Here is a 25,797-nt window from a genome sequence, read left to right on the forward strand (position 1 = left end):
AGGGCTACACCCTACACCCTCTATCCTTGATTCTGACAAAGATTGCGATCGCGCTCCATATTATGCGGATGACTGGTCAAATAGTCTTTTAGCCAATGACATCCTTCTAACAACAGTCGTTCTAAAGATAAATTCCAGAGAATCACTCGGTTATCTTGAGACGCTGAAGCAATGGCTTGACTATCGGCACTAAAAGTGAGACTCAATACTGCTGCGGTATGACCTTCTAAAGTGGTTAGCAAATTTCCTTCAGCATCCCAAAGTTTGACGGTTTGATCTTTACTGGCACTGGCGATTAATTGGCCATCTCGACTAAAGCTGACCCAGTAAACTGAGCCTAAATGACCTTCTAAGGTTTTCAGCAAATTTCCTTCCGTATCCCAGAGTTTAATTGTATTATCACTACTGGCGGTGGCGAGGCGATCGCCGGTGGGGGAAAAAGTCACATTCCAGACTTCCCCTTTATGACCATATAAAGTAGTCTGCAAAGTTCCATCCCCTTGCCAAATTTTCACCGTGCGATCGCTGGAAGCAGTGGCAAAGCGATCGCCCTTTGGAGAAAAACTAATTCGATTAATTGCCAATGAATGGCCTTCTATGGACTGAAGTTTTTTCCCATTTAAATCCCAAAACTGGATCAGCCCATCCTCACTCGCGGAAGCAATGGTTTTACCATTGGGACTAAACGAAACGGAGAGAACTCTTGCCCCATGTTCGCCGATAAGTTTGCCAATAATTTTTTGATTAGATTTATCTCCAATCTGCCAAAGTCGCACGGTGCGATCGCCACTCGCGGTAGCAATCAATTTGTTATCGGGAGAAAAACTCACATCCCATACCGCTTGTTGATGTCCGATCAACTGGTGAAGTTCTCTGCGATCGCTCACTGACCAGAGTCGCACGGTTTTATCTTCACTCGCGGAAGCCAGGATTTGGCCATCGGGAGAATAAGAAACCGCCAAAACGGGCTGATTATGGGATTTCAGCGCCGGTAATTCCCCACTGGCAAAGGTTTTCCAAAGTTTAATGGTGTTATCACTGCTGGCAGAAGCTAAGATTTGGGTATCCGGGGAAAAACTAACGCTACGGACTACCCCCCTGTGTCCCCCCAGTTCCCGGATTTTAGTGCCGTCACTTTTCCATAAAATTACGGTATTATCCGCACCCGCAGAAGCTAAGATTTTGCCATCGGGACTAAAACTGACTCCCCAGACGCGATCGCGATGGCCGCTTAAAGTTTTCCACAAAGTACCATCAGCCTGCCAAAGTTTCACGGTTTTATCGCCACTAGCGCTGGCGAGAAGCTGTCCATCTGGAGAAAAACTCACACTGGTAACGGCTTCGGTATGACCTCTTAAAGTTTTCCACAAAGTACCTCGATCGCTCCACAATTTGATCGTGTTATCCGCAGAAGTGGAAGCCAGAATTCGCCCACTAGGGCTAAAAGTCACACTGGTGACAGCTTGATCGTGTCCGTTTAAAGTTCTGACCAAAGTTCCGTCTAGCTGCCAAAGTTTAATGGTGGCATCTTGACTGGAGGTAGCAATTAAATCCCCGGTGGGGGAAAAACTCACCCCAGTAACACCTTGGGTATGACCTCGCATCAGGGCGACAGTCTCGCCTTCACGGTTCCAGAGTTTGACGGTTTTGTCAACACTGGCAGAAGCAATTAATTGACCATCGGGACTGACGGCGACTCTAGTAATGGGCTGGTCGTGAGCAAAAATCGTCCGTAAAATTGTGCCTTCACGATGCCAAATTTTAACCGTATTATCGATACTGCCACTGACCAAAATATCTCCTTTTGGGGAAAAACTGACCGTGACCACACTATCTCGATGGGATTGTAAACGGTTGATTTCCGCTGTTTGATGGACTGTTTTATAAAGTTGCTTCACCGTTTCTGCTTGAATATCAGCCGGTGCTGAATTTAAGTTTTGAATTTTGGTCGCCGCTTTCACCCCGGAAATTAATGCTTCTAATTGATTATTAGAAAGTAACAGGGCTTTGGTGGCGGCGTTGGTGGCTTCAATTTCCGCAATTTGCGCCCGTTGGCGGGCTATATTCGCTTCCTTTGCCGCTAAGGACGCTTGTTCGGCGGCGTTTTTTGCCTGTTGCTCCGCTTGTTTAGTAATTTGCGCCTGATGCCATGCGATCGCTGATAAGCCGACAAAAATCATTAGCCCAACGGCGGTTAAATTGCGGGTAAATTGTAGGGTTTTCTTTTCTTTTTCTTTCGCCCTTGCTAACTGATCGGCTAATTCTTTTTCTTGAACCAGTTTTTGATATTTCTTTTGCAACTCTCGGAGTTCTTGTTGAATGTCCGGTTGCTGACGAATAAAGGCGACAAGGTAATCGTGAACTAACTGATAGCGATTGGTGGTGACTTCCGGTAGTTTAAATAATAAACCGGATTTTTCGAGAATTTCTAAAATCGATTCTAACTGTTTAACATTCACCCCAGAGGCAACTAATTCACTAGCTAATTCCCCTAAAGTTTTTAAGGGACGAATTCCATTTTCTTCGGTTAAAAAGTATAACAGTAACCGAGCCGCCCGTTGGTTTTTGGGGCCACAATCCAAAATTACTTCTTCTAAAAACCGTTCCACCAGCTTTTCTTTTGGTCCATACTGCTCGTATTCCGCCAGAGTTCTAATATTTTGGGCTTGCAGTTGGGCGCCAACCACTTGTAATTCAATGGGTCGCACTTCCCCCAGTTGATCCGCCAAATCATCCACTAGGCGATCTAGTAATTCGGGAGTTAATTTAATTTGGGAACGTTCCATTAACCCATTAATCACATTATAGGAATTTTTCTTACTGAAATTTCCCAAGTAGTAGCGAATATTCTTATTTAAGATATCTTGATTAAAGGTTTCAATGGGACAGAGGCGATCGCACTCTAATAAATAATGTAAGTAGTCTTCTCTTAAAGACAGGATAACTTTGACAAAGGGTAAATGCAAACAATCTCGTAAAAATTCATAAAACTGGTATTTTTCCGCTAAAGTTTTTTTGACAAAGAAAAACTCTTCAAATTGGTCAAAAATCAACACGGTCAGCAAATTGCGATCGGCATTTTGCTGTAATTCTCCCAAAACTCTCCCCCGTTTTTGGGCAAATGTTTCTATCTCATCGGTATTGACTGAATGGGCAACCACAGGGGGAATTGCTCCTACTGCGGTTTTGCCTAACCATTGCAAATCCCGGTATAAAGCAACTTCCAGGGTATTTAACCAATCGGTGTAAACTTGCACCACCAATGGCAAGGGGGTTCGCGCATCGATCGTTTGTTGTCGCAGTTGTGGCACCAGTCCAGCTTGAACCAAAGAACTTTTACCAACTCCAGATGGTCCGTGAATGACGGTGAGTTTATAGTCATTGCGTCCTAAACGACTAATTAAATTGTTGACATCTTGCTCCCGTCCAGAAGCTTTAATTTCTTGGGCTACGGTACTATTCAGAGATATTTGGGAAATGGTGGGGTTGAGGGAATGGCATTGAGAATGCAGCTTTCCGGCACCAATAAAAGCCCGTAAACCTAATTGAGCTTCGATCGCCCGTTGTTCTTGCTTTAAATCATAAGCAGCTAAATAGTCTTCTTGTTCAAAATAAAGCGAACGCAATTCTTTCAGACTATCTAGATAAATTTGCGGATCGTAATCGGGATCTGTACGAGCAATTTTCAGATTATCAATCAGATTGGCGATCGCTAAATCTTGCTGACATAACTTGGCTTGCGATCGGGCTAACAGCAGCGTATATAACCCGCTAATCTGAGGATAATTTTCATGTTTACCAATAATGGTTAATGCTTTATTTGTCCAATTTTTTGCTTTTTTCCATTGCTTTTTTTGTAAGGCAACTTGTGCTAGAAATCCATAACTTTGGGCTAAAAAATAAGGATGACGATCGGACTGGTATAACTTGAGTAATTGTTTCGCTTGCTTGGCCAACGCTGGCCAATCGGACAACCGTTGAAAGACTAATCCCAATTGACCTAAAAACTTGGCGGTTAAATCTTTTCGCCCCGACTCTTCAAGGGCTTCTTTACATTTTTCTAATTCTCGCCGTGCTTGGGTTAAATATTCTTCCCGTTTTGTTTGTTCTATATCTGCTTTTCGGCAAAAAGTTATGCCTCGGTAAAATCTCACCAGTGCATATTCAACCCAGTCTGAAGATGATGCCAGATTGGGCAACATTATGGCCGAGGAATCACCGTCGATCGCGGCAATTGGCACCACCTCTGATGCTTCAACATTGCCCGATAGTTGGGTTTCTTGCCACCAAGCGTTTAAGCTTTCTTGATAGTGAACTAAGGCTCGATCTAAGCGATCGCGCCCATAATCATCTCGTCCCAAAATAAACTGCACTCTAGCATTTAGTCTTGGGGGTAAAATTAACCCGGATGCCTGCAAATCTTTCAGGGCTGCATCTAGTTCCAAACGATAGCGATCGCCCAAAAATTCTTGATTTGAGCGAAACTGCATTGAACCATCTTCTAAGCATACACTTAAAACACGGTCGCTCATTTCTTCCAGCAAGCGAATTAACTCATTATGGCTTAAGATTAGCTCAGAACTGGTTGCCCAACTATGAAAATCCGGCGCTTTTTGAATTAAAACTTTCAGTACCGGGTCATTTACCCACAAAACCAGCACAAAAGGAAAATTCTTTCTAAACTCATCGCGAACTTGGTTGGTAGCTGTCACCAGCCCATCAAGATTTTCTAACAATTCCAACCCAAACACCATAAAAGCATGAGGCATGGTTTTACCGAGTCCCTCGGCAATGGTTTGATAGAGAGTTTGTGTGGATGGCATCAAGGAAATAGTGCGAATTTCTAACTCTGGGAATTCTTGCAGTTTTTCCAACAGGCGATCGCGCAATAACTGATAGTTACAGCGCACCAAAATCAGGGAAAACTCCCCACCGGAAAAGGATATCGCCCTGCGAAGCATCTTCAGGGTTCCTTGATTGCGTTTTTCTGAATTGCCAGGGGATTGGTGGTGCATAGGTAAGGTTTGGGGGTGGGGGACAAGGGGGATACAAGGGGGAGGGGGCAGACTGTCATCGTCAACGCTCAACGCTCAACGCTCAACTATCAACGCTCAACGCTCAACGCTCAACGAGCAACTATCAACAAGCAACTATCAACAAGCAACTATCAACAAGCAAAGGTCAACGCTCAACAAGCAACTATCAACTATCACTAATAAAATAACATAGGATTAATATCGAACCAACGACCAGAATTGCCAACGCGATATTCAAATACTGACATATTGCGTAACAGTCTTTGATAGTTACTTTCACCTCGGACTTGTTTCGTTTGGGCGACTTCTCGCAATAATTCCCAATCACCGGGTTGAATAGCTAAACTCAATTCAGCGGCGCGTTCTGAAATCACCATTTCGATTAAACTTCTGGGAAATGGAGGGTCCTCACTTTGTAAACAGCGATAAATTAATCCTAATAAATTTCTAATATGTCCACCACTGATGCGACAGAGGCGATCTAGAGTTTCTGGTGTATCGACAATTTCCGTGATTAAACTCAGTTGGGCGGCAGAGTCCAGGTCAGGAAATGCTCTAGCTAACACAGTCTGACGCAAGAGGCTTAAGCCTTGTTGGCATTCTTCTCCCGATCGCAAATGGACGGGCACCATCGGCAAAACTTTTGGTGCCACCCCACCCCCTAGACGATTTTTCAAGAATTCCGAAGATGAGGAAAAAATTAAAGAAAGGGGAATGGTATAAACTAAATGACAGTTAAGTTTTCGCAGTTGTTCGCCGCGATCAACAAATAAATATTCTGGCTGCGATCGCCCGGACGCCACAGGTTTATTATCGACCCGATCCAAGTTATCCACAATCACCACTAATCCTTTTTTTCCCTGTTGCTTCAACTGGGTGGTTGCCGGATGAATAATTTCCGTATTAATTGAGTTTAAAATTCCACTGGTACGCGGCTCTAAATATTGGCGTAATTGCGTGCGGAGTTTGGGACTTTCTTTAGATTGGGCAGTAATTTGCCCAATAACTAAGTCAAAGTCTAATCCGTTGAAAAATTCCAGAGAGTTGGGTAAAAGATGGTAGAGTTCGGTAAATAGGTTTTGGAAATAAGCAGATTGCGTATAAATGGATTTGCTTTTGATATTTTCACTGACTTTATGGGCGATCGCCAATAAAATATCCGTCAGATCCACATCAGCCATTTCTAAATCTTCTGACGACTCAAAATACACCACATAAAATCCGTTTTCTTCTAAATTTTGTTTCAGCTTTAACAATTCCGTGGACTTGCCACAGCCAATATGCCCAGTAAATAGCTGACAAGTAGGATCGTCGGGAGATAAGCGGACGATCGTCCGGCTTAGTTCTTCAATAATCTTGCCACCGCGTACTGAAGATAAATCAATATAATAGCGTCGTTGTTCGGGATGACCAAATACCAGAGTTTTACTCGGATTACAAGCATGATAAAATTGACGTAAGTTAAGGTTCATTTTTTCCAAATCTCAGATTTTATAACTTAACATATTTTTACGTAAAATATGCTTATAGCTATAGACTGTTACATTAGTTATTTGGTTTAAATATTTACTTATTTTATTATAATATTTTGATTATTTATCCCCAAAAAAATATATCTAGGCAGATAATCATGGCAATAAGAATTTTTATCTTTTTGCCTGGAATATATGCTATGGCATGATTTAGCCGGGGTATTAGATTTATTAGCTGTAAACGACTCGATAATTATTGGGTAAAGAACATTGAATATTTGCGGGTTAATTTAAAAAAAAATTATCGGAAAAGTAATAATCTATAAAAAAATAAAAAATAGCCATCAGCACCGATTGTCCTGGAATTACGAGGAATTAATGCACTCATTTTCCGATCGCCGAAAACAATCTCACTTATTTTTCCGGTTTTTTTGTGCGTTTATTAATCTTTTTTGCTGTCAGAACAAATTCCATACAGCAGACAATCTTCACTCACTTCACCTCTAGCTGAGACTTGCCACGTTTCCAGATTCCGGGAATTCTGGGAGCGCATCATCTCTTGATTTAACCCGTTGAGGGGATGATTGGTTGGAAATTTTGGCATATGCAAATCATCCCAGGCTAGGATCGGTTTCATTGCCAAATTTACGGTTCCTATCACCCATAAGCAAAGAATTATTCCACGGAAACATTTACCCTTCATTAAAAACACCTCCTAAAGCTTCTAGACCCTCGTGGCGATCGCTTGACAATCGGCAACCGAATTTTACTTTAACGATCATCTCAGTAATCTGCCGAATATTGCCGAATATTTTGTCGTCAGAATAAAAGACCAGGCGATCGCGGAAATAGTTTCTCCGGTTGCGTTGGCTCACCGAGCAAAAATCAAGGGCTTTTGACCAGTTAACCGTTGTTGTTACAAGTTGAACCGCCAACTTTCGACACCCTCTAATTGTTTCTTCACCACTTACCGGATTCGCTCCGGTAAATTACTTTACTAGAATTTGTGTTCTGCAACTTGTAACGGTTAATTTTTTATATTTGGTTGCTAGTTACTTATTTATTATAACCTATTGGTTGGTTGAGGACTTTTCGGCAAGGGAAAGATGGGAGCCACTCCTGGGCTAACCTCCGCCCCGCCGATCAATGTATTTTTATGTAGATTTTTATGTAGATTTTCATGTAGAGGACTGGAGAAGCGATCGAGGTGACTAAATTCCAGATAATTACCAGATAATTAAATTAAATTCTCTGGGTATTGTCGGGTGGGGAAAGTATGGTCTAATGTCCGGCTAATGTCCGGCTAATTTCCCTATAGTTCCATCGCGGGCTTCCAGGGCATTTGATATAATTAGTCAAAAGGTGATTTCAGGATAAATCATCTTTGGCGGCAGATCGGGAAATTCAAGAATTATGATCAATTTCAATATCGATAACCCCAAAAAATCAGGTAATCCAGAATGCGTCAATCAGGGGAATGCTCCAACATTGCCGGATCTGACCTTTGTGATAGATGTTTTGCCATCAGGGGACTTTCTCTTTGTCAGGGTTAACTCACGGTATGAAACGGTGATGGGAAAGTCTAAAGAAATGATTTCAGGCAAAACCCTGAGTCAGGTCTTTCCAGAGGCGATCGCCCAAAAGATCGCGGCTAATTTTAATTATTGTATCGAGTTAAATCAGAGTATTGCTTATGAAGAATATTGGCCGGTTGAAGGGGAAAAAAATTTATGGATTACTACCTTAGTTCCTTTGATAAATGAAGCTTCAGCAGCCAGCCAAAATCAGGGAGAAAAAGATCAGATAGATAGAGGCGATCGCGCCGTTATTATACCGGAAAATGACAATACTCCAGACTTAATTTATCGCCTGGTTGGTGTCAGTATTAACCTCACCGAATGTCAAAACAATCAAAAGTTATCAATTTCTCCCGAACCCCCCTGTTTTGAAGAGATAGAAAATAACCTGATTCAAACTCAAACTCCCTTGGAAGCAGCACTGAAAAATTCGGCCATTGCCGTTTTTCAGCAGGATCGACAGTTGCGTTACACCTGGGTTTATAATCCCCATGATATTAATGCTGAAGCGGTTTTAGGGAAAACCGATCTAGAACTGCTGCCCCCTGAAGATGCTCTGCATTTGGTTGAGATTAAACAGCGCGTGTTAGACACGGGTATCAGCCATCGAGAAGAAGTGAATGTAACCATGCAAGGGGAAGTTAATTTCTACGATCTCACCGTCGATCCTTTATATGACAGCAGCAGAAATCTCATCGGGGTGACTTGTGCCACCATGAATATTACCGAACGCAAGCGATCGGAACTTGCCCTTAAACAAGCTTATCAGCGATTAAAATGTTATCTGGATAATACTCCGTTAGCGGTAATTGAATTTACCGGATATTTTCAATTACAAAAATGGTCTAAAACCGCAGAAAAAATATTTGGTTGGACGGCAGAATATCTCGTAGGCAAGTATTTGAAAGATTGGCAGTTTATTCAACCTCAAGATATGAAGCTAATTCATCAAAAAATTTATAAATTAGTCAAAAAAGGGGAGACGGTAAATTTTATTTGCCATCACCATTACACCAAGGATGGATCGCTGCGATCTTGTGAATGGTATAATTCTACTCTGAGAGATGAGTCAGGAAATGTGATTGCGATTCTCTCGCTTATTCAAGATGTGACTTATCGGATAAGTCTAGAAAAAAAACTCAAAAAATCTTTAAAAAAAATCAAAATAAAAACCAAAAAAATAGAAAATCAACAAAATATTAATGTAAATTTAAATACCATAAATAAGCAAAAAAACCAAGAAATATTTTTCCGAACTCAAGCCCATGATTTAGTGCAAAAAATTGCCGATACAACACCTCAATTGCTTTATATTTTTAACGTAATTTTACAGCATAATATCTATGCCAACGAGCGGCATCGAGAATTTTTTGGTTGTTCACCGGAAGAAATTCAACGTCAGGGATTCGCATTTTTTGTGGAAAGATTACATCCTGACGATATGGAAAAAATGACGGCACTTTCAGAAAGATTGGCTAAAGCCAAAGATGGAGAAGTCTTAGAAAATGAGTTTAGAGTTAAAAATGCCCACGGAGAATGGCGGTGGCTGCATACTTGGGATGTAATTTTAAGCCGGACTCCAGATGGTTTGCCAGAAACAATGCTGGGGACAGCGGTTGATATCAGCGATCGCAAACAAACCGAAGAGACATTACAATTCCAAGCCCAATTACTCAACAATGTCCGCGAGTCAATTGTCGTCACGGATTTAATGGGCTATATTATTTATTGGAGTCCAGCATCAACAACTCTCTACGGTTATACTCCCGAAGAAGTGATGGGGAAACGGGTGACTTTTATTGTCGAACCCCATGAAGCAGCGGAAGAAGAAGCCAGAATTCAGCAAGTCACGGAAACAGGCTACTGGTCGGGGCAGTATTGGCAAAAACGGAAAGATGGTTCATCTTTCTGGGCGAATACTTCTCTTTCTCTGGCCAAAGATCGCCTGGGAAAACCTTTTGCTTTGATCGGGGTAGATCGGGATATTACCGCACTGAAACAAGCACAAGAACAACTCTATCAACGAGAACAAGAATTTAAAGCTTTAGTGGAAAATTCCCCAGATATAATTGCCCGGTTCGATCGCCAATTTCGCCATGTTTATGTCAACCCAGCGGTGGAACGGGTCACGGGAATATACCCGGAAATATTTATCGGTAAAACTAATGAAGAGTTGGGAATGTCCCCAGACCTTCTATTAGTCTGGAATCAAACCATTGGACGAGTATTTGATACCGGCGAAGATCAACTAATCGAATTTGAATTTTCCACCAGCAGGGGAGTGAAAACCTATCAGTCTCATTTAGTGCCTGAATATGGCCGGGATGGTTCGGTAGAATTTGTCATGGCTCTTAGTCGCGATATTACGGAACTCAAACAGGTGAAAGAGGAGTTGCGTTCTTCTAGGGACTTTCTCGATGCAGTTTTAGAAACGGCCAATGAAGGAATTACCGTGAGTAACCAGCAGGGTCAGTTTATTATTTACAATCATAAAATGCAGGAAATTACCGGCTATTCCAAAGAAGAAGCGGAGCACACTGATTATTTTAGTTGGATTTATGCCGATTCTCTACACCGGACTCAGGCGTTGGCCGCCAGAAACGCTGCCTTCCGAGGCAAAAACATCAGTAATCAAGATTGGCAGATTTTACATAAAGATGGATCGACACGGACGGTGCTGATTTCCACCAAACTTTTGACCTACGATCGACAGAAATGGTTGATTTCTATGGTCAGAGATATTAGCGATCGCTATCGGGCTGAGGAAGCATTGCGCCAAAGTGAGGAAAAATATCGCGTCCTGGTGGAAACATTGCCTTATGGGATTAGAGAAATTGACTTAAGCGGTCGAATTACATTGATCAATTCAGCGGGTTTACAAATGTTGGGTTATCAACTCAATGAACTCCAGGGAAAATCTATTTGGTCTTTAGCTGCCGGAGAATCACAACCAGAACATTTAGCCACATATTTTAGGAATTTGATCAACCACAAATTGCCCCCCAGTATCTACACCACTCAGCATCGTCGCAAAGATGGCAGTATTATTGATGTAGAAGTAGCTTGGAACTATCGACTGGATCGTTCTGGGGAAGTGATTGGTTTCGTCTCCGTGATTACGGATATTACTGCCCGCAAGCAAGCGGAACAGCAATTACAAGCGTCTTTGCAAGAAAAAGAACTGCTGCTCAAGGAAGTTCACCATCGGGTGAAAAATAATTTGCAGGTAATTTCCAGCATTTTTTCCTTGCAGTCTATGTATATTCAAGACCCGCAAATCTTGTCGATTCTTGCCGAAAGCCAAAATCGGATCCGTTCAATGGCGCTGATCCATGAAAAGCTCTATCAATCTAATAATCTGGCTAAGGTTGATTTTGCGGATTACTTAAAAAGTTTAACCCGAAATTTATTTGATTCTTATAATGTGAGTCCCAATTTGATTGGCCTGAATTTGCAGGTGAACAATGTGGATCTCAATTTGGATACCGCGATCGCCTGTGGTTTGTTGATTAATGAACTGGTCTCGAATGCCCTGAAACATGGCTTTCCCTACCGAGAACCAGGACAAGGTAAGGCTCGGATGGGTGAAATTACGATTGTGTTTACTCAAATTTCTCAGGGAACACTATTTTTAGAAGTTAGGGATAATGGGGTCGGTTTGCCCAAAGACCTCAATATCGCTGAAACGAATTCCCTGGGATTACGTCTAGTAAGAGCACTTACCCGTCAACTTCGAGGCCAATTAGAAATGCAAAATCAAGGCGGTACAGTGTTCCAACTGACTTTTCCGCAACCCCAAGAATTTAGGAGATTTTAGTCATGTCTCAGTTTAAAATCTTGATTGTCGAAGATGAGGCTATTGTGGCAGAAGATATCGCGATTCGTTTAGAAAAAATGGGCTATACCATCGCCGATATTGTCGCTTCTGGAGAAGAGGCGATCGCCACCGCCATCAAAACTCAGCCGGATTTAGTTTTAATGGATATTATGTTGCAAAATGAAATGAGTGGTATTCAAGCTGCTCAAGCAATTTATACCCAACAGAATATCCCAGTGGTTTATTTAACCGCTTATGGGGATGATAAGACCGTTAAACAAGCTCAAGTCACTTATCCTTTTGGTTATTTACTCAAACCTTTTAAGGATAAAGAACTCCTAGCCGCTATTGAAGTGGCGCGATCGCGCTATCAAAAAGAACTGGAAATTAAACAAGCCTTGACCCAGGCAGAATCCCAAAAACAGCAAGCGGAACAGGAAAATGATAAAAAGTCAGATTATTTGTTGATGGTTTCCCATGATTTACGCAGCCCAATTACTAATATTAAAGCCTGGGTTCAATTGATGAATTTATCCGCTAAAAAATGGTCAGAATATAAAAAGCAAAATGCCCTCAAAGAAATTGAAAAAACAGCGGATATGATGAATATTTTATTAGAAGAAATCTTGCTGATGGCCAAGACAGAAAATCCAGAAAGTAATTTTAAACCTAGGTTGCTAGATGTGCTATCAATATGTCAAAACTTTATGGATAAAATTCAATATCGCGAAGGAAAAAACTATGCGATAAGTTTTGCCCATCAAGGTGAATCTATCAAGGCTTATTTAGATGAGCATTTATTCTGGCATATTCTGAATAATTTACTAGATAATGCCTTTAAGTATTCTCCCCTAGGCAGCCAAATTTATTTAAGTTTAATTGGGGATGCGGATTATATTTGCTTGCAAGTTAAAGATTCTGGCATGGGAATTCCTGAAAAAGATCGAGGCAATTTGTTTGAACCCTTTAAACGAGGCAGCAATGTGATGCAAATTCCGGGGAATGGATTAGGACTCGCGATCGTCAAGCGAGTGGTGGATTTACATCACGGAACTGTTGAAATCACAAGCCAAGAAAATCAGGGGACAACGGTGATTGTTAAATTGCCAGTAAATCAATCATAAATGTTATTGGTTAGTTGTTATTGGTTATTGATTGTTTGTTATTGGCTATTGGTTGTTGCTTGTTGCTTAAAATACAGAATAACCAACAACCAATAACCAATAACTACTTTATGGCGCTAATCGAGATTTTTTAGCCCGATTTTGGAGATACCATTCGGCAACTTCTGGCACCCATTCTTGGAAATGCGGCCAAATTAAATCGCAGAGTTTCTGACATTCTAATTGGGCGTCTTTTTTCCAGCGCATATCGAGCAAATGCATGAGCGATCGCACATTTAAAGACATCACCCAATGTTGTCGCACATCAAAGGGAATAATCCCTCTCGCGTGTTCTTCGGCAGCCCCTTCAGCGATCAGTTGTTGATAGCGTTTTGCCGCTTCTAAGCACCAGGCTAAATCGCGATCGCGTTGTGCTTGAGTATAGTCATAACGCTTTCCTTGGCGATCGGTGTAGCTGCCCACGGGACGGAGATAAAATACGTCTTCCAAATCGCGTTTTCCTTTCGCCGCATCAACGATCCGATTTCCCGTATAGCGGTTAGAGTTATGCACCACCATACCATTGGCGACAAAATTATGCCAAGGGCCTTCTACTTCTAGGTCATAAGTCATTTCTAACCCCAGGAATTCAACGCTTTTTACCTTGATTGGATGCGATCGGAGTTTATTCCCTGGTGATTTCGGTTTAGGCTGCCAATTTTTTGGTTCGAGAATTGGTTGATAATGTTTGGCAAACTCCGCCTCTTTGTTATTTTTCTGTTCTAGAAACTCTTTATCCCTATAAAGTCTATTGCCTGCCACTGCCATGCCATTACATAAGACCAAGCAATTTTTGGTCATGCTGATTACCTGACCATCTTCGGCTGTCATTAAACCGACCGCTTCCCCCATTGTTTGCCAGCCGAATGTGGTAAATAAGCGGTGATTGGTCGTACAATCTAAGGTTTTACCATCTTCTAAAGTTAGGCGATAAACAGGTTGAATCCCTTTAGCCATCACATCCTTAATATGTCCGAGATCAAAAAAACCAGTGGTTTCATTCAGAACCCTTAGCCGCATTTTTTTGATTCGGGTTTTGCAATCACGACGATATTCTCCAGGGGTTTCTCCGTTTCGACCTTGTTTTAATCGTTGGCGAATCGCTTTTTCTCCATTCGTCCACAACTCGTAAAGTTCCGCAATTTTGATTTTGCGTAAACTGCCACTAGCATGAACAAATGTCACCTCAGTATTTCCCGCCAGACACTGCACGTCGAAAGAAATTCCCACGCGATGAGTTCTAATTTGTTGCATCACGCTATGGGGAAAATATCCGCAATTAAAGACAATAGTGGGGTGTTCAACAGGCCCAAAGTGCCCGCGATCGCCTGCCAATAATCGCTTGACAATAATCTCCCCACTTTTGCTTTCCGACGGCCATGTATCCCGTTGATCTATAACAAAATCCTCACAATAATCTTGGTGCATTGCCCCATAAATGACTTGCTGAGGATTGGAGGTTTTGGCAATCACCTCTACACGAAATCGATCCATAAAATCGTTAATAATTTGTAACTTTGAGTGACAGCGATCGCAATCATAGTACAACTCAGATAATGATGATTTTTCTGAGGGAAAATTACCGCTCGATCCGTTGTCGCTCACATTTTATCACTATCACCGTATCACTATCACTGATTCTTGAGACAATTCTGGCATAAATCCTCAAATTCCCGCAGTATGGTTGATCCGCCCGCCGTATATCACTGAATGATTACAGAGAGAGGATCTTTAGGAGCTTCAAGAACCAAGGGTCATCAACCCCGATCGACCCTTGCCTTCTGACAGGATCGCGATCGCCTCTCTGGAAAGAGAAAACCGGAGAGAGGCTGAAACAAGCCATAACCCGTCTTTTTACAAATTACAAATATGATTTCACAGTTTTTTTCTCTGAATTTGACGTAAGTTTTAGTCAGGGATAATATTATGTTAAAAATGTTATGCTGAAACTAGCCATCAGGTCAGGACTAACGCAATCTATCTTAAAGACAATGATGAATTGCCCCGGTCTTTTAGATAAAATTATTTTTTCTGATCGCGATCTACCAGATTTTTTTATTTTTAAAATATTAATTACTTTAATTAATATTTTAAAAATAAACACCTAAAAAACTCCGATAATTAAATGCTAAAATAACAGAAATAAACGCTGTATTTATTCCACAGTATTTTGCCATAAAAATCAAAAAATTTTTATTGGTGTTAATTTTTAAAATTAAACATTTTCTGAATATAAAGAGTATTTTTAAAACCGTAGACAGCGAATTTCGTGACTGCTTAAATGTAGGTCGATTAAGCTGCCATTTATCGGCTGGCTAATGTCAGGTAAAATCCTATGAATCAGCCGTAAAATCATTTAGTGCCATTGAGAGTAAGCGCTTGTCCTCCAGGATAATTTATTTGTGAGGATGTAGCGGCAAATTTACCCTCAGCTTTTGGAATGACCATCGAACAGTATGGTTTGGCTAAAACCCAAATTGCTAATTATCATCAGGGGGAAATTTGGGCGGTAAATAATATCTATGAAGCCGGATTACCATCATGGGATTTGGAAATTCTGCTGCTGCGTTTGCAGGTAAAGGCGAGTCTGACATTGCCGATTTTAACCGGGGAAAAAGCGTGGAGTTGGCTTTGCGTTCACCAATGTTCTCAACCCCGTTCTTGGCAGGAGTCAGAGATTAAATTGGCGCAAAATATTGCGTTACAGTTAGGAATTGCGGTGCAGCAAATGGAGTCGGTGCAAGAACTACGCCAGGAATCAGAGAAATTAGCCTCAGTGGTGGAGCAAGCGGTGGGACGAGAGAAGGCGGTGGCGGCTATTATTAATCGCATTCGCCGATCGCTGGATTTACCGACGATTTTTCAGACCACCGCTTGTGAGGTGCGGCAACTTTTGCAATGCGATCGCGTGGCAATTTTTCGGTTTGAACCCAATTCTAACTATAGCGATGGGGAAATCCTTTCCGAGGATGTGGTGCCACCGTTTCCCTCAACGATTGCCCTCAAAGTTCACGACAATTGCTTTGGCGGACAGTACGCCAGTCAGTATCAGCAGGGTCGGATGCAGGTGATTGCCGATATCTACGCCGGGGGCTGAGTGATTTTCATCAAGAAATGCTGGAGGATTTTCAGGTTAGGGCTAATTTGGTGCTGCCGTTATTACAAAGGGAAAAACTCTGGGGGTTATTCATGGATGAATGCCCAAAAAAAGAGAGAGATATTTCTATGTTAGCGCCATTATCTACTGGAGAGGTTAGAAACCGGGTTTCTTCAGTCAACCCTTGCCACCCAGCAAGTAGGGGCGAATGGCCATTCGCCCCTGCAAGAAACCCGGTTTCTTGCCCCCACCAGCAACCCCTAAACCTGGAGAGGTTAGAAACCGGATTTCTTTAGATAAGTTGTGCCATAATATCAAAGTTAACGCAGAAACCCGGTTTCTTTTCTGTCGCTTATGATTCCCAGATTAAATCTAACTCAAACCTTAAATCAAACTTTAAAACCTGACTATGCGGAATTTTTAGCCGCCCTAAAAAAAACCTCTTTTTCTGGGGAAATTCACGGCGAATTAGCCAGTCGGTTAAGTGCTTCAACGGATAATAGTATCTATCAAATTTTACCTCAAGCGGTCGTTTTTCCTAAAACTACTGCTGATTTAGTTACCCTATTTCAATTAGCCAATCAACCCGCTTATCGTCAGATAACCTTTTCTCCCAGAGGTGGGGGGACGGGGACAAATGGTCAATCCCTTTCTCCGGGAATTATGATTGATTGTTCTAAGTATATGAACCAGATTTTAGAGGTGAATGTAGCAGCGGGTTGGGTGCGGGTACAACCGGGCGTTGTCTTAGACCAACTGAATGCAGCTTTAAAACCATTTGGCGTATTTTTTGCCCCGAATTTAGCCCCTAGTAATCGGGCTACTATTGGCGGCATGATTAATACTGATGCTTGTGGGAAAGGGTCGCGGATTTATGGTCGCACGAGTAATCATATTTTAGCATTAGAGTGGGTTTTGCCTGATGGAACTGTGGGCAACAGCTACTCTATTAATTTACCTAATTTATCCCAGGTTAAGCAACAGTCAAAACGGCTGGGTGAAATTTATCGCCAAGTAGATGATATTGTGACTGCTAAACAAGAGTTAATTGCCGATATTTTTCCGAAAATAACTCGGTTTATGACTGGGTATAATTTAGCTAAGGTTTATGATAAAGAACAAAATACTTTTAATTTAAACTGGCTATTAGCCGGGTCAGAAGGTACTTTAGGGGTAATTACGGAAGCGAAGTTAAGATTAACCCCGATTCCCAAAGCCCAAAGGTTATTAGTGATTCACTATCGCTGTTTTGATCATGCGTTATCCGCTGCCGAAAATTTATTAAAGGCAGAACCCGCAGCGATTGAAACGATTGATGAAACGATTCTACAATTGGCTAAAAATGATGAAATTTATGATGAGGTTAAAGATTTTATTGGGGATGCCAAAGCAATTAATTTAGTTGAGTTTGTGGGGGAAAATGAATCGGCAGTTAACGACAAGATAGAGGCAATTTGTGCAGCGATCGCAGCCGATAAAAATAAATCGCCTCACCATACCGAGGGCGAAGCATTCGCGGATAAATCTCCGCTAGAAACCGATGCCTATCTGCGCGAATGCTTCGCCCCTACAAAACCTGCTATTGGTTATTATTTGGCAAAAAATGCCCAGGAATCGACAAAACTTTGGGAATTGCGGAAAAAAGGGGTGGGTTTATTGGGGAATAAACCGGGAAAACGTCAACCCATTGCTTTGATTGAAGATACTGCCGTACCACCAGAAAATTTAGCCAATTATATCGGGGAATTTAAAAGTTTACTGAGTAAATATCAGCTAGAATATGCTATGTATGGCCATGTTGATGTGGGCTGTCTTCATGTGCGTCCTGCCTTGGATATGAAAGCGCCAGAAGATGCAGCTTTAATCCGAGAATTGTCGGATCGAGTGGTGGCTTTGGTGCGGAAATATGGCGGGGTGATGTGGGGTGAACATGGTAAGGGTTTTAGAAGTGAATATACTCCCCTATTCTTTGGAGAAGAACTTTATCAAGATTTACGGAAAATTAAGGCAGCTTTTGATCCATATAATCAATTAAATCCGGGTAAAATTGTGACGCCTTTTGGCAGTGATGCGGCAGTTGTCCCCCTAGAATCGCCGCTACGGGGCGAATTTGATCGCCAAGTTTCCCCGGAGTTGCAGTTAGAATATGAGGCGGCATTTAAGTGTAATGGCAATGGGGCTTGTTTTAATTATCATCCGGATCAAGTGATGTGTCCTTCCTCCAAGGAAACACGCGATCGCATTCATTCTCCCAAAGGTCGCGCTAGTTTACTCCGGGAATGGTTACGGCAATTAGAAATCGGAAAAAAGGGAACGGGTTTCGGTTATCAGGGAACGGGGAATATTGCCTCTTACCCTACCCAGACCTGTTCCCTGTTCCCATCTGCAAATTTCCCACTTAAAGTCTGGAATACCCTGCAAAAATCTCTGGAATTTTATGACTTTTCCCATGAAGTTTATGCCGGGATGCACGGTTGTTTATCCTGCAAAGCTTGCGCGACTCAATGCCCAATTCATGTGGATATTCCAGAGATGAAAGCCAAGTTTTTATCTCTCTATTATACTCGATATTTACGACCGTTGAGAGATTACTTCATTGGTTATATTGAAACCTTGGCACAATGGCAATCTTTTGCCCCAGGATTGGTGAATTTATTAAGCCAAAATCCTGTTAGTCTCTGGTTAATTCGCCATAGTCTAAAGATGGTCGATCCCCCGGTAGTTAGTCCGGTGACAGTTCAGCAAGGTTTGGCAGCAAGAAAAGCCCCAGAGTTTGACCTAGAGAAATTAGCCAACCTGAGTGAAAGTGAAAAATTAAATAGTGTTATCTTAATTCAAGATGCGTTTACCAGTTTCTATGAATCTGATTTGGTGCTGGATACTTACGACTTTTTGACTAAACTGGGATATACGGTTTATGTGTCGCCATTTTTTCCCAGTGGTAAACCTCTCCATGTGAAAGGATTTTTAACTGAATTTGGCGCGATCGCCCATAAAAATGCCCAATATTTCCAGCAAATCGCTGGTTTAAATATCCCCATAATTGGCATTGAACCCAGCATCGTCCTCACCTATCGAGACGAATATCAGAAAGTTATCCCAACCGACAATAACCTCCCTGTCCAGTTATTACAAGAATTCTTAGTCAGCCAATTAGATCGATTACCGAAAGTTAAGCATTATAATAACCATTTTCAGTCTTATCAATTATTCGGACATTGCACCGAAAAAACCGCTGTCTTAGCTTCCCAACGACAATGGCAACAAATTTTTTATGCCATTGGGTTACAATTAAATCTGGTAGAAACTGGATGCTGTGGCATGGCGGGAATTTACGGACATGAAGCGGAACATTATGGGGAATCTCAAGGCATTTATCAGATGAGTTGGGGTCGGCAATTGCCAGAAAATGTAGAGAAACAAGCCTATATTTTAGCTACCGGATATTCTTGTCGATCGCAAGTAAAGCGGTTTGACGGTTGGCAGCCATTGCATCCGGTACAAGCATTGTTAAAGTTAATCTAAATTACCCATAATAAACCGGGTTTCTGGTTGGGATTCCTAAGTTAACTGCGATCGCCAGAAAAAAACCCGGTTTCTGGGTTCTCTACCCAAAAGATGAGTGAAACCCGATTGATGAACCGCAGGATTTAGAACAATTGAAACAAGAATTACTTGAATTGTTAGGTAATAAACTCCAGGGAAAATGGCTAAAACTAGCACGAATCTAAACCAAGGCTTTCAAATGTTGCGCCGTTTTATCCAGTTGTTCAATTCCGATTTTCGTTTGACTAATTCTGCTAGAAGTTTGTTGAACTCCTGTATTAATCGTATTCATGGCAATCATAATTTGATTGATGGCACTGGCTTGCTCCTGAACATTTGAAGCAATCTCTTGCACATTTCCAGAAATATCATTAATCGCCGTGACCATATTTTCTACCGCCTGGGTGCCTTTTTCTGTGATAGTCACCGTAGAATTAGCCGATTTTTGCAGATTCTCAATTAACTGATTAATTCGTTCAGAAGCCTTGCGACTTTGATCGGCAAGTTTACGAATTTCTGTGGCTAAAACGGCAAATCCTCTTCCTTGATCTCCAGAACGAACCGCTTCCACTGCGGCATTGAGTGCCAGCATATTCGTTTGACTGGCTAATTCCGTCACTACATTAGTAATGCGATAAATTTGATTGAGTTCTTCACTCAAAGACTGCACTTTGTCCGCAATTTCTTCTGAAGCTTTTTGTAAACAAACGGTTCCGTTGCCATGTTCCGAATGTTCCCGATCGCCGCTGGCCAAGTGTAATATCTGACGCGCACCCACGGCGGCAGATTCGGCTTGCAAAGCGGATTTTTCTGCGGATCGCCGCAACTGTTCAATACTAATTGTTGTTTCATTAACGGACGAAGCTTGTTCACTAGCAGTCCGGTCTTGTTCCGTGAAAGTTTCGGCAATTTGCGAACAAGAAGAAGCGATCGCGATCGCTTCTTGATTCAAGCGTTGGATCAAAACAGAAATAATCAAAAAACCTGTGGCGATCCCCACGATTACCGAGGCGGCAGTCACTTGCAAAATCAATGGATCTATCCGACTTAATGCGGTATCTTGTTCTTGTTTGATATCGGCGTATTTAATTTCTCCGGTTTCGCGAAACTGATCCATCAAGGTTGCCAGTTCATTCTGAATCTCTCCATAGTATTCTTGATGCCATTTGTGGCGAGATTCGGCTAACTTTCCTTGATTCATCAAAGGAATTAATTCGGTTTCTACAAATACGATCTCTGCATCTACCTGGCTCTTATATTGAGTAAATATTTTTTGTTGTTCCGAATTTTGAATCTTAGCTTGGTAGGCTGCGGCTAAATTGTGATACAGTTCAATATTTTGTTTTAATTCCTGTAAAATTTTCGCATTCGGATCCAGCATATAACAACGAATCACCACTCGCAAGTGTTCTACCGTAAAAGCAACTTCATCCCCTTGTTTTTCAATGACATTGTAGGCATCGAGTTCACTCACTGCACGAGATGCCCTTTGAACGCTTCCTTTAATCAAATAAGTCGATAGTAGCAATAAAAGAATGGGAACTGAGTAGCCGATGACAATTAGCCACCGGATCCGAACCTGAGTCAAATTCAACATAACATTTCCTCTGAAATTGCCTAAAAAATATTTTTCTAGAGTAAATAACCTTGAACCTGTCAAAAACTCATCGATTCATTTAAGCGGATCTGTTTGAGCCAACGTTAAAATTTGTGAAGAAGCTTAAACGTTAAGAAACCCTGAATTATGATCTTGTATTATACTATTTTTCCAAAAAAAAAGTTTTAAAGTTTTGTAAAAAAAACAATGGTTTGACTGAAGTAAGTACACCCAATAATTGGATTTAAAAAATTTGCTGGATCATTCATTGGATCCAGGGTAAAAAGTCAAGAAAAACCCCGATTCCATTGCCTTGTTGGGATCGGGGTGTTTTCCTATCTGTGTTCTCATCCTGGTCAACCCAGGGGCGATCGTTTTACTCAATAACCGGAGAAAAATTCGAGGAATTCAGAGGCGGTGTGTTTCGTTCTTGGGGGGTTTTTTCCTCGACGGATGGATAAATTTTTGCAGAAATTTATGCAGGGGAAAACTTTTGTCTTTTTCGCTGTCTACTGGTGAGTGGTTCATTTTGCCTCTCCTGTAATTTTGTCCTACTTATATCATGGCAGATATTTTAGTAAACTGGGTGATTAAACTCACACATTCTCAGAAATTTAATGATAATTTTACAAAAATAGGGAAAAAAAGGGAAAAAGGGGGAAAAAGGGAAAAAGGGGGAAAAAGGGAAAAAAGGGGACAAGGGCGATCGCCTCTCTTCTCCCCGCCGATATGCCCGCCGAAGTATGGGCGATCTTTGAATTGTCCCTAGAATTGGGAATCGGAAATCATAAGTTAAAAAAAATGTCAAGTAATTTTACTAAAATTTACTAAAAATTCATAATTCAGCGAGAAATACCGCCAATAATGAAAATTTCATAAAGAATGATGAATCTAACTCGATTTTTTCGATACACTAAACAGCAATTGACATAAAAGTGCATTTACAAACATAGCCTTGGCTCGTTGGATATTAATCAGAGCAAATCTCTTTTTTTAAGAATTACGGTAGAAACAAGAAATGCGACTTGGGCTAACCAGAAAACTGGCAAGCAAACTGGCAAGCACACTGGCAAGCACACTGGCAAGCACACTGGCAATAAAACTAGCAACTGTGGTGACAACCACTTCAAGTATATTGACTCTGTTCTCGGCAAATCCTGCCATAGCGAGTTATATAAACTTTGAGAACAGCCACCGATAAACCACATTATCTTTAGCGATCGCCCCCAATCAACCAGTCTCTTGGGAGCATAGCGGCTAATTTCTTTTTGGAACTCGGCTCTTGCTTGTTCATTTCTTTCCCCGTACCTATAGGTTTTTTTACGAGTGAATTTAATTTTCTTGACTGCTTTTCCCATCAAGACCTGACTGGTGCAGGCCATTTTTCAGCCATTTCTTTTTGTGTCAAATGTCCATGCTCGACCGCCAAACTCTCAAAAATTTCGAGATCATTGATTTTCGATTGAGACCCCCCGATACTGGGTATTAGCCGCCACCCTGCCCGTTTCTTTTCGACGCTTTAACCAGAGGTCAAGAGTATTGCGGCTAATATTTAAGGTTCGACAGATGTGGATTTTGCGTTCGCCATGATCGTAAGCATCGACGGCTTTTTTGCGTAAATGTTCTATAGGCTGCTGGCATGATATTGGTCAAGTACAAAACCCTCAAGCTTCTGGGGAATGACCGGCATTTACTACAGGTTGAATATTATTTTCAGAAGTCAAAACCACTAGCAAATTATTGATCATTTTGGCTTTGCGGTCATCATCTAAGGCAATAATCTGGCGATCGCGCAACTGGTTCATCGCCATTTCCACCATACTCACCGCCCCCTCGACAATTTGCTGACGGGCGGCAATAATCGCTTGGGCTTGCTGACGGCGCAACATCACCTGAGCAATTTCCGGGGCGTAAGCCAAATGAGACAGCCGAGTTTCGATCGTTTCCACCCCAGCCACTCCTAAGCGGTCTTGCACCTCTTGTTTGAGGGCGGCTGCGACTTCATCAGGACTACCTCTGAGTGAAGCTTCTTGATCGTTGCCGCTATCGTAAGGATAACGAATTGCCAGAGAACGAATGGCCGTTTCACTTTGAATCGCCACAAATTCTTCATAATATTCAACGTCAAAGAGGGCTTTGGCGGAATCCACCACCCGCCAAACGACCACCGCCGCAATTTCAATCGGGTTGCCCTGGGCATCATTTACCTTGAGGCGATCGCTATTAAAATTACGCACGCGCAAAGAAATCAATTCTTTTGAAGCCAATGGGTTCACCCACCAAAAGCCAGGATCGCGCACTGTACCACTATAGTTACCCAAAAAAATCAGCACCCGCCCTTGATTGGGTTCTAGGGTAGTCAAACCCAGTAACGTCATAGTAGCCACCATCAATAACACCACTCCGAGTAAAGCAGGCGGCGCCACTTCGCCTCGATTTAATTGATTGATTAACTGGGTGATATCCCCGGTTAGCCATAGTCCCACCCAGGCTGCGGCGATCGCCGCCCCCAAAGCGATAAATCCATTGATTTTAAAAGCCGGAATTTCTTGCATCATTTTTGATTATTTGATCATCCATACCAATATGACTATGTTATAGCGCCCTTTTGAATCCGCCAACGTGGGCTAGGGATGAGAACCAAAAATCCCTGACCCGAAATCTCTTAGCCCTAGAGAAATCCTCACAAACAAGATTTATCCCCATAGCCCCGGTGAGGAGAAGCCATCAAATAATTTTGCCAAATTGGCAGCATTATTTATCAAAAAGAGAGATAATATGTAACATAAGGGAACAAACTAGGTGACAATCAAGGTGACAATTTTGGCTCGCTAACCAAATTCCTGCTTATAAGAGCGATTGCCTCCGGCACGCTAAAGCGAACGAACAAGGCTAAGGGAAAGGATCTCACGGATCTCAATCATCTCTCAATGAAAATCTTGAATTGACCAGTCAATCTGCATGAATACGCCGATCGGCCATGAGTGAGATCAGATTTAATTGCTTAGGTAAACTCGAAAAACCCCGATCAACACTATCAATCACAGAATTGGGATATTTTTACTCAAAATTTTTAAATAATTTGTCTGAAATTTTAATCGATTGAATTATAGGGCTTACAGTTAAATTTTACTAAATTTATCACCGGGGTTTACGTTCAATTCATAAAACGCTACAGATTATCTTAGAAATGAGGGGCTATCATGGTTAATTTACAAATTACAGCGGGAATTACTGCCAAAGAAATTATTAATTTTCTGAAACAAGAACAAACCCTACCAGAAGTTATTGTCAAGATATTATCGGGTAAAATTGTTAAAGAATTTGCGGAACAAATCAACCCGATCATCACCTTAGAGGAAATTCAAGATGAATGTCATCAGTTTAGAACCCAGCATCATCTAGAAACCAGTTCCGACTTAATTGCTTGGTTAGTCGGTCGCGGATTATTGTATGAAGAATGGGAACAGATAATTAGCGATCGCTTATTAGCCAAAAAACTTGCTAAACATTTGTTTGCATCCCAAGTTGAAGCATATTTCATGGAACATAAAAGTGAATTTCAAGAAATATTGCTGTATCAAATTATTGTACCATTTGAAAGAATTGCCACGGATTTATTTTATCAAATTGAAGAGCAAGAATTAAGTTTTTTTGAAGCCGCCCATCTTTATGACATCGACCAGCGCCGCCGACTAAGTTGTGGTTATAGTGGCTGGGTTTCTATGGCTGAATTAGATCCAGAACTCGTTGAGGCGATTCTGAATGGAAATGTCGGGGAAATTATTCCGCCGGTGAAAACTGCCGCTGGGTATCATTTGATGTTAGTGGAAGAAGTGACTCAACTTGATTTAACCCCAGAAATTCAGGAAAAAATATTAGATAAATTATTTGAAAATTGGCTACACTTGGAAGTGCAATATCGATTACAGAAATGTCAAAGTCAGGACATGACATATCAATCGATTACAACTTATTTATCACGAAAATCACCCGAAAATCCTAGGTAATTCTTAAGCATTCAGCCGTCATAGGTCAGGGGTTAGTTGATAGTTGTTGATTGATAGTTGTTAGTTATTAATTTTTAGTTGGTAGTTGTTGGTTATTAGTTATTAGTTGCTGGTGATTAATTGTTGTTTGATAACTAACAAATAATAGCTACTAGCTGATAAGTGATAGCTGATGACTGATTAGGTGGGAACGCATCCAATAAAAAAACGCCCAAACAAGGAGCGTCTGCAATCAGGGTGAATCTACTGAAGTTAATCTAGCACATCAATGAGGGGTATGACCCCTCATTTAATCGGATTTGAAAAAAATTTTTTGCCTTGATGGGCGGGGTTCTTCCCTGGATCCCCCTTTGGTTGGCTTGCCGGGAAAATGGCCAAAAAAAACGCCCAAACTAAGGGCGTCTGCAATCAGGGTGAATCTACTGAATTTAATCTAGCACATCAATGAGGGGTATTACCCCCTAGGGCGTGTCATCAATTAA

At 41.5% G+C, this 25,797-nt stretch carries 14 protein-coding genes; 6 read left to right on the forward strand and 8 right to left on the reverse strand.

From position 1 onward, the window contains the following. Positions 1 to 20: 20 nt before the first annotated feature. From AM228_RS25910 to AM228_RS33580, 4 genes are all read right to left on the reverse strand, one after another. Positions 21 to 5,015: a hypothetical protein gene (locus AM228_RS25910; RefSeq protein WP_054469805.1), complete on the reverse strand. Its 4,995-nt coding sequence runs from the start codon at positions 5,013 to 5,015 to the stop codon at positions 21 to 23. 197 nt (positions 5,016 to 5,212) lie between these two features. Further along, positions 5,213 to 6,508 carry a P-loop NTPase fold protein gene (locus AM228_RS25915; protein ID WP_054469806.1) on the reverse strand — a complete coding sequence of 432 codons (1,296 nt, stop codon included), beginning with the start codon at positions 6,506 to 6,508 and terminating at the stop codon, positions 5,213 to 5,215. A 442-nt stretch (positions 6,509 to 6,950) separates the two neighbouring features. After that, positions 6,951 to 7,145 (reverse strand): hypothetical protein, encoded by a 195-nt coding sequence (locus tag AM228_RS25920; RefSeq protein WP_054469807.1) that lies wholly within the window; start codon positions 7,143 to 7,145, stop codon positions 6,951 to 6,953. A gap of 55 nt (positions 7,146 to 7,200) precedes the next feature. Then, the gene (locus tag AM228_RS33580; protein WP_156332062.1) at positions 7,201 to 7,443 is read right to left on the reverse strand and encodes a hypothetical protein; all 243 of its coding nucleotides are present in this window, start codon (positions 7,441 to 7,443) and stop codon (positions 7,201 to 7,203) included. A gap of 478 nt (positions 7,444 to 7,921) precedes the next feature. Here AM228_RS33580 and AM228_RS25925 point away from each other — a divergent pair, with 478 nt between their 5' ends. Both AM228_RS25925 and AM228_RS25930 read left to right on the forward strand, forming a co-directional pair. Then, positions 7,922 to 11,902: a PAS domain S-box protein gene (locus tag AM228_RS25925; protein WP_054469808.1), complete on the forward strand. Its 3,981-nt coding sequence runs from the start codon at positions 7,922 to 7,924 to the stop codon at positions 11,900 to 11,902. 2 nt (positions 11,903 to 11,904) lie between these two features. Continuing rightward, entirely contained in the window at positions 11,905 to 13,026 is a 1,122-nt protein-coding gene (locus AM228_RS25930) for an ATP-binding protein (RefSeq protein ID WP_054469809.1), read from the forward strand. A gap of 108 nt (positions 13,027 to 13,134) precedes the next feature. Here AM228_RS25930 and thyX read toward each other — a convergent pair whose 3' ends face one another. Next, a complete protein-coding gene (gene thyX, locus AM228_RS25935) occupies positions 13,135 to 14,559 on the reverse strand; it encodes an FAD-dependent thymidylate synthase (protein WP_054469810.1) in 1,425 nt (474 codons plus the stop codon). A 946-nt stretch (positions 14,560 to 15,505) separates the two neighbouring features. Here thyX and AM228_RS25940 point away from each other — a divergent pair. The 3 genes from AM228_RS25940 to AM228_RS25945 all read left to right on the forward strand — a co-directional run bounded on the left by AM228_RS25940 (position 15,506) and on the right by AM228_RS25945 (position 19,687). Beyond that, entirely contained in the window at positions 15,506 to 16,162 is a 657-nt protein-coding gene (locus AM228_RS25940) for a GAF domain-containing protein (RefSeq protein ID WP_054469811.1), read from the forward strand. 208 nt (positions 16,163 to 16,370) lie between these two features. Then, positions 16,371 to 16,520: a hypothetical protein gene (locus tag AM228_RS33585; protein WP_156332063.1), complete on the forward strand. Its 150-nt coding sequence runs from the start codon at positions 16,371 to 16,373 to the stop codon at positions 16,518 to 16,520. Beyond that, a complete protein-coding gene (locus AM228_RS25945; RefSeq protein WP_054469812.1) occupies positions 16,517 to 19,687 on the forward strand; it encodes an FAD-binding and (Fe-S)-binding domain-containing protein in 3,171 nt (1,056 codons plus the stop codon). Before AM228_RS33585 ends, AM228_RS25945 begins: the two co-directional genes overlap by 4 nt. A gap of 202 nt (positions 19,688 to 19,889) precedes the next feature. Here the strand turns inward: AM228_RS25945 and AM228_RS25950 are convergent, their stop codons facing one another. From AM228_RS25950 to AM228_RS25960, 3 genes are all read right to left on the reverse strand, one after another. Then, on the reverse strand, positions 19,890 to 21,305 hold the full coding sequence (locus AM228_RS25950) for a methyl-accepting chemotaxis protein (RefSeq protein ID WP_054469813.1): 1,416 nt from the start codon (positions 21,303 to 21,305) through the stop codon (positions 19,890 to 19,892). Between the two features lie 993 nt (positions 21,306 to 22,298). Next, positions 22,299 to 22,469: a hypothetical protein gene (locus AM228_RS33590; RefSeq protein ID WP_156332064.1), complete on the reverse strand. Its 171-nt coding sequence runs from the start codon at positions 22,467 to 22,469 to the stop codon at positions 22,299 to 22,301. A gap of 500 nt (positions 22,470 to 22,969) precedes the next feature. After that, entirely contained in the window at positions 22,970 to 23,863 is an 894-nt protein-coding gene (locus AM228_RS25960) for an SPFH domain-containing protein (RefSeq protein ID WP_054469815.1), read from the reverse strand. Between the two features lie 645 nt (positions 23,864 to 24,508). Here AM228_RS25960 and AM228_RS25965 point away from each other — a divergent pair. Then, a complete protein-coding gene (locus AM228_RS25965) occupies positions 24,509 to 25,315 on the forward strand; it encodes a peptidylprolyl isomerase (RefSeq protein ID WP_054469816.1) in 807 nt (268 codons plus the stop codon). Positions 25,316 to 25,797: the final 482 nt, after the last annotated feature.

This window comes from Planktothricoides sp. SR001 (assembly GCF_001276715.1).
Lineage (GTDB): Bacteria > Cyanobacteriota > Cyanobacteriia > Cyanobacteriales > Laspinemataceae > Planktothricoides > Planktothricoides raciborskii.